This window comes from Agrobacterium sp. El2ro-1b (genome assembly GCF_048298475.1).
GTDB lineage: Bacteria > Pseudomonadota > Alphaproteobacteria > Rhizobiales > Rhizobiaceae > Agrobacterium > Agrobacterium fabrum.
In genome coordinates, this window is the sequence record NZ_CP103459.1 from 2,119,328 (window position 1) to 2,125,365 (window position 6,038).

5 protein-coding genes and 1 pseudogene are annotated in these 6,038 nt (G+C 51.6%); 2 read left to right on the plus strand and 4 right to left on the minus strand.

Going from position 1 to position 6,038, the window contains the following annotated elements:
* Window positions 1-162, minus strand: a pseudogene (locus tag NYR50_RS23715) (TetR family transcriptional regulator); the annotation flags it as partial.
* 99 nt (window positions 163-261) lie between these two features.
* On the opposite strand from NYR50_RS23715, the gene NYR50_RS23720 reads away from it, so the two are divergent.
* Both NYR50_RS23720 and NYR50_RS23725 read left to right on the plus strand, forming a co-directional pair.
* The gene (locus tag NYR50_RS23720; protein ID WP_418138244.1) at window positions 262-603 is read left to right on the plus strand and encodes an ArsR/SmtB family transcription factor; all 342 of its coding nucleotides are present in this window, start codon (window positions 262-264) and stop codon (window positions 601-603) included.
* Window positions 600-1,523, plus strand: a complete 924-nt coding sequence (locus NYR50_RS23725) for an SRPBCC family protein (RefSeq protein ID WP_418138245.1) — start codon at window positions 600-602, stop codon at window positions 1,521-1,523. Before NYR50_RS23720 ends, NYR50_RS23725 begins: the two co-directional genes overlap by 4 nt.
* A 61-nt stretch (window positions 1,524-1,584) precedes the next feature.
* Here the strand turns inward: NYR50_RS23725 and NYR50_RS23730 are convergent, their stop codons facing one another.
* The 3 genes from NYR50_RS23730 to NYR50_RS23740 all read right to left on the minus strand — a co-directional run bounded on the left by NYR50_RS23730 (window position 1,585) and on the right by NYR50_RS23740 (window position 5,477).
* Window positions 1,585-1,788 carry a hypothetical protein gene (locus NYR50_RS23730; RefSeq protein WP_418138246.1) on the minus strand — a complete coding sequence of 68 codons (204 nt, stop codon included), beginning with the start codon at window positions 1,786-1,788 and terminating at the stop codon, window positions 1,585-1,587.
* Window positions 1,789-2,013: 225 nt separating this feature from the next.
* Window positions 2,014-2,745: a hypothetical protein gene (locus tag NYR50_RS23735; protein ID WP_418138247.1), complete on the minus strand. Its 732-nt coding sequence runs from the start codon at window positions 2,743-2,745 to the stop codon at window positions 2,014-2,016.
* A 20-nt stretch (window positions 2,746-2,765) separates the two neighbouring features.
* Window positions 2,766-5,477: a TrlF family AAA-like ATPase gene (locus NYR50_RS23740; RefSeq protein ID WP_418138248.1), complete on the minus strand. Its 2,712-nt coding sequence runs from the start codon at window positions 5,475-5,477 to the stop codon at window positions 2,766-2,768.
* Between the last annotated feature and the right edge of the window lie 561 nt (window positions 5,478-6,038).

Sequence of the window (6,038 nt, forward strand, 5' to 3'; positions counted from 1 at the left end):
TCATATCCTGCAAGTACTCCCAGGCTTTCCGCCCGCGTCGTTGTTATCACCGTGCGCGGCGATGAACATGGCGACGGCCGACCGGCAATAGGATTTGATTTCGTTGTCGTCCTCCGCTCTCGCCTGATCGAAGCGTGCGATAATCAGCAGATCGGATTCTTTGCCTCGGCTTTCATTCCCGCGATCACTCCACCCATAAAAACTTAGTTGATATGCTAAGTTTTCCTTGTGCCGTCACGACGGGACGTGATACTTAGCAATATGACTAAGCATCACCGTGAACTTTCATTGATCTTCCAGGCTCTGGCCGATCCGACGCGGCGGGCGATTCTGGCGCGGCTTGGCGGCGGGCCGGCACCGGTCATGGAGCTGTCCGCTCCCACGGGGCTGCGTCTGCCCACGGTCATGCGGCACCTTTCCGTGCTGGAGGAGGCGGGGCTGATCATCACGTCCAAGGATGGGCGGGTGCGCACCTGCGCGATTGTGCCGGCAGCGCTGGAGCCGGTACGCACATGGCTCGATGAGCAGCGGGCCGTGTGGGAGAGCCGGCTTGACCGGTTGGAGGCATTTGCAATGCAGGCCATGAAGGAGGATTCCAAATGACGACGAAGCCGGGTCAGGAAGGCGCACACGCTGAACCTCATCAGCCACAAGATCGTTTTGCGACGCTGAGTTTCGAACGGGAAATTGCCGTTCCGCTATCGACCCTCTGGCAGGTCTGGCTGTCACCCGCCGCCCGGGCAGTGTGGGCCTCTCCCTCGCCCTCGGTCACTGTAGAGTTCCTGGAGGCGGACAGCAGGCTGGGCGGTCGCGAAGTGTCGATCTGCAAGGTCGCCGGCCAACCGGATATTCGCTGTGAATGCGGCTGGCTGGAGCTACAGCCAACCCGCCGCAGCGTGAATTACGAGGTGGTGTCATCCGGCGGCGTAGCCCAGTCGGCAGCGCTGGTAACTGCCGATTTTCAGGCTGCGGAAGAGTGTAGCCGCTTGACCGTAACGGTGCAGCTTTCCTCGCTGGCCAAGGATATGCGCGATGGTTATCAAGAAGGTTTCGGCGCGGGTATCAACAATCTGGCCAGCGTGGCCGGGCGGACCATGGTGCTGGAACGAGTGATAAAGGTGCCGCGCAACATCCTCTGGAAAGCCTGGATGAACGAGAAGACGCTGCCGCAATGGTGGGGCCCTGAAGGGTTTTCCTGCCGCACGAAGAGGATTGACCTGCGGACCGGCGGGGAATGGGTCTTTGACATGATCGGCCCTGACGGCACAGTCTTCCCGAACCATCATCGTTATGTCGAGGTCCGGCCAGAAGAGCGGCTCGCCTATACGCTGCTGTGGGGCGAAAACGGGCCGAAACATGCCGACGCCTGGGCGTCTTTTGAAGATCAGGATGGCGCGACGAAAGTTGTGCTGGGCATGGTGTTCAGCACGGAAGCCGAGTTCCAGCAAGCGAAGGGTTTCGGCGCCGTGGAGTTGGGTCAGCAAACGCTGGGCAAATTGGAACGTTTCGCCAAGGCGCTATAGATGTGCCGGGCCGCCAGCTCCGTGTGCTGGGGGCTCGATACTGGCTCCTGTCCAGATCGGCTTAATCTTCAAAGCCGCTCTGCGCGTGCGAGATCGTCTTGCAGGTCCCGCCATCCTTCTCGCCAACCATGCGTTTATTGCGGATGACCGAACCCTTGGCGATGTCGATCTCCCATGCCACGGAGCCTTCATTCAGGCTCGCTTTACCACCGGCAAAGGTACCTTTCCATTCTCTGGCTTCCAGAAGCCGGGAAATAAACTCCAAATGTCCCGGCGGCTCCGTCGAGAGCGAAATTGAACACCTGAGGGGTTCCCTTCGAATCCGCAAATTCGCAGCTGAGATATGTCGGCGCGGCAAAGGCTACAGAGCCTGAAAAAAGAAGTGCGGCAGCGGCAAATCCGGTTCCTGTGATGACTTTCAATTCCTGATCCCCGTTCGTGTTTTTTCGCCTGATTAGAAATATTTCGCTCAGTCGATGATCGATTTGCTTCACGCAGCAACGATCTCCTCGAGAATTGGACGGCAGATTGCTTCCATTGCGGCGACAGCTTCCGTAATCAGCACGCCCACTCGGTCGGGATCTTCCGCTCCCCACCATATGTCTGCCTCCATTTTTTGCCATAACTCTAAGTTATTGGCGCGGAAACTGTCTGCGTCGGCCGACCACCGCACGAGCATCTGTGCAGCCGTGATGACCTTATTGATGGCTTCTTGCAGCCTTTGGAATGGAAGGTCGGCATTTACGCCAAACCAGGCAGTCATGCGATAGCGGAGCGCAAGTAGGTTTCCTATTTCCTTTCGATTTTTGTCGTAACGAGCTAGAATAACGTAGTATGTATCACGCAGCTTTGCTGTCGATTCTGTTTCGGCTGTCACTTTTGGACGGCTATCAGCTTCATAGAGATAACTCATCGGTGAACGTACTGATCGCATGATCGCCTCGGTTTGGTAGAAGCCCGTCAACACAGTTTCTGCCAAGTCTTGTTTGCGTTTACGATCAGCGTTCCGGGCATCCAACAAGAATTTCCTTTCTGCAAGCGAGATATCAAATGCGAATCTTTGTTCGGCTAGGCTTTGGTCAGCGGCAAGCTGCGACACATGAAGACGTCGTGTCGTCCAAGCAGAAATTCCCGCACCTAGAAGGCCCGCGATAAACGAGGCACCCGCTGAAATGACTGCGATTCCAGTCGGGGTTGTGAAGAAATTAGCATCTGTCGGCATCTTATACCTCTTGTCCCGCTTCAGTTTGGAAGGCTGTATGAACCCAGACCGTACATACTGCTGCGGCGGATGAAGGCTTCTTTTGCTCCTTCTAAGATTGCACATGCTGCATCACGGGTCTCTGCATGATCAATTGAACCCCGTGACGTTATGGTTCCGCGATCATTTAGTGCCTTCAGTACAACGATCTGCTCGGCATCGCCAAGGACTGCGACATTTGGATTATGGGTCACGATGATGATTTGTCGCCGTTCTTTTGCTCTTCTGAGCACCGGTACAAGGGTAGCGTAAATGAATTCTCCATCTAAATTGTCTTCTGGCTGGTCGATAATTAGCGGCCGATCACTGTCGGATGACAACATCAATGCCAACAGAACTGATTGCTGCTGCCCTAGCGATAGTTTGGAGAAGTCGCGGGTTACATGACGTGTACCGGTAGCGGAAGGATTGTGGCGAGTGACCTGTAGTTTCGGAAGGTCGTGCAATGCGACTCGCTCGAGCGCTTGCCGTGTCGTTTTTTCAGCTAAGGTTTCTAGTATCGACCGAGCTTCATCCTGTTTGAAGATTGAAACTCCTTCAGGCGTCTTAATACCCGTGACAGCCGAAAGATCCTTCTTTCCAAGCGAATCTAGGAGTTTCGGGATCGTCAACTCAGCAACCAGATAGTTAGCTCTTACTTGTTGGTTGGTTCTCCACCCCATGGCATTAATGATGATGTCCTCAGCCTCTGGGGAGTAGGCATTTCGCTTGTATTTCAGGCTTACAAAAAGATCGGACAAAGATTCACTCAGAATTTCACTCGCCTTACGACCGAATGCATCTCGAAGTGTAGCAACCCTCTCCCTAAGACCCCATCTCTCTCGCAAAGTTTGCACCCGCTGTTTTTTCAGCTCCTCAAGGTGCGGTTTCCAAGTTTTCAGATTTTTGATCGATTGCTCATGAGATGCCTCATCATTGGCGAGCTTACTGATATAGGACATATCAAAAGCAATGTTCAAAGCCTCTAGCTCGCGGCGCTTTTCATCAATACGTGTTTGGGCTGCAGTCTCTTTTGTTTTCCAAGTAAGAATTTTAGTTTTAACCACACCTTCCAGCGCATCGACACTTGAACGAATTTGTATTTCTGCTGCGCCGACGTTGGTTTCATAACTGGAGGCAGCTGTCAGGATCGCCTGGAACTCTTCTCGCCCTACAGTGAGAGTGTCCACTGTAGAAACCTCTCGTATGCGGCCGGCAAAGTCAGTGAAGCTGCCTGCCGCTATTTGCTGCTTAGCTTCACTGATGACTTCGGCGATGTCGGATTGCACCGCGCGTTCGGTCGCTAGTTTGCGCTGTAAAGTGATTAGTTCGGTCACTTCTGGCTTCTTTAAGGCTTCCAACTGCTGCCTAGTCGTTGCCAAGAGCCGTTCATGCTGGGGTATGAGTTCTACTTTTTGCTCAGCCTCTTCGATCTTAGATTGCAGCTCAAGTAATTTGTCCCTAACTTCGCTTTCGGAATCGATTGCCGCGCGAATATTGATAAAACGGTCAAGGTAGTTCAGAAGCGCAAGTGGATTGGTTTGGGCTTGGATGCTAATCTTCGCCGCATCGCCTTGACCAAAACAATCAATTTCAAAGGTAACGGGTCGATCGTCGCCGTCCAAGTTGATCATCTCACCTTCTTTATGGCGCTGTAAGCGATGTAGAACGCCTGCCTTATCGCGCCAGAAAAGATGCAATATATCTGGCCAAACTTCAGAATCGAGAACCTTGCAATCGGCGTCTACTCCCACCAAACAGCGAACGGCTTCAAAGGTGGTTGATTTACCGGTGCCACGGCCCCCAATAATACAATTAAGGTTTTGGCTAAATTGGATAGACTGGTTTGTAAGAAAACCACCATCGAGGGACACGCCTATAACGTGCGGTACGGAGCTGGGTATCAAATCCTCTATCCGGACTCGAGCATCTGCGTCTTCGAGAGCGAGCCGTAGAGCTCCAAACGAGAGACTGTCCATTTTGTAACGGGTAACTCTTTTTTGCAGCTCTGCATTGCGCCCAAGGTTCCCTAGGGAATGAGCATCTGAATTAAGAACTCTAGCCAGATATTGTCGGGACCCTAGCTTCAGTTTCTCTATTCGATTTTTCCCCATTTGCATTCGGTCCATATTGGGATCGCCTGCCGCATAGGATATAGCTGATCCAGCATGCTTTAGCTCGATTCCGAGCAGTGCTTTGTGGGCAATCACGTCGAATTTATGGGGTGAGGCACCGGGCACCTCGATTTCATAGCCCGATTCAATATCGACGTGCGCTAAGATACCAAAACCATGAAATTCTCTTGCAATGTTAAGACATTCAATGATTGATTGCTGGCATCGAGAGTTTACTAGTCCTCTGTCAATAATGGTGAGCCTAGCATAGAATTTCTGTAGGCTATCCATATCAGGAAGGTAACAAAGTAAGTGTCCCTGTGGAGTAGAAAGCTCAACTCCAGCAACAACAAGTATTCCAGTTCCATGTGAAGCTTTTATTGTTGCTTCAACATTTGAGATTTCATTGTGGTCTGTCACCGCAATAAGCGACAAACCTTCTCTTTTCGCAGTTTCCACAATATTTAGAGCTGTCATGGTTTCATCGCGGACATCATGTGATGCGCCAAAAGAGTGGATATGCAAATCCGCTCTATGAAATCGCGCTCCCGTTGGAAGCGACAAAACAGCGTCTTCAACACTGAAATACTCGTTATCCATTATTCCCCCCAAGCAATGCTATCTATTTATAGTGGAGTAGTATGCGCTTAACAACTGACTAGTGATATTTCACTTTGGGAAAGATTTTTATTTTCCCATTCATCCCCGCCCTGTTTTCCTGACCTATACTGCCTCTGTTCCGTGGTGAACCGGGAAGCATTCCGGTTTGAAGCGGAGCCAGCGCTGGTTGTGAGAGAAGACGCGTCGCGTGGTAGGAAAGGTGTGTTCAAATGGGTTTCTATGAAACGGACGTTCTTGCAGCTCGTGCAGATACAGCCCTGATGAGGCGAAGGGTGGCGAAGATTATGAATTGTCGGCGCAAGAAGCAATATTTGCACAACCAGAAGGGGAATTTGGATTTGGAAACCGAGATGAAGAGGGGAGTACCCCTTCGACCCGGGAGGATTCCATAAATATATATTTATATAGATATATACGCAGAAACATATAAAATATATGCTGCGTTGAATTGTATAGGAATATTGAGGGCGGACGAAAATCCGTGGCCAATCTTGCTTTTACGGCCTGCAATTTGCGGATTGCGGGGCAATAACGTGTAAA

Coding starts and splice junctions, on each gene's coding strand:
- NYR50_RS23720 (WP_418138244.1), top strand. CDS start 262: ATGACTAAGCATCACCGTGAACTTTCATTGATCTTCCAGGCTCTGGCC.
- NYR50_RS23725 (WP_418138245.1), top strand. CDS start 600: ATGACGACGAAGCCGGGTCAGGAAGGCGCACACGCTGAACCTCATCAG.
- NYR50_RS23735 (WP_418138247.1), bottom strand. CDS start 2,745: ATGCCGACAGATGCTAATTTCTTCACAACCCCGACTGGAATCGCAGTC.
- NYR50_RS23740 (WP_418138248.1), bottom strand. CDS start 5,477: ATGGATAACGAGTATTTCAGTGTTGAAGACGCTGTTTTGTCGCTTCCA.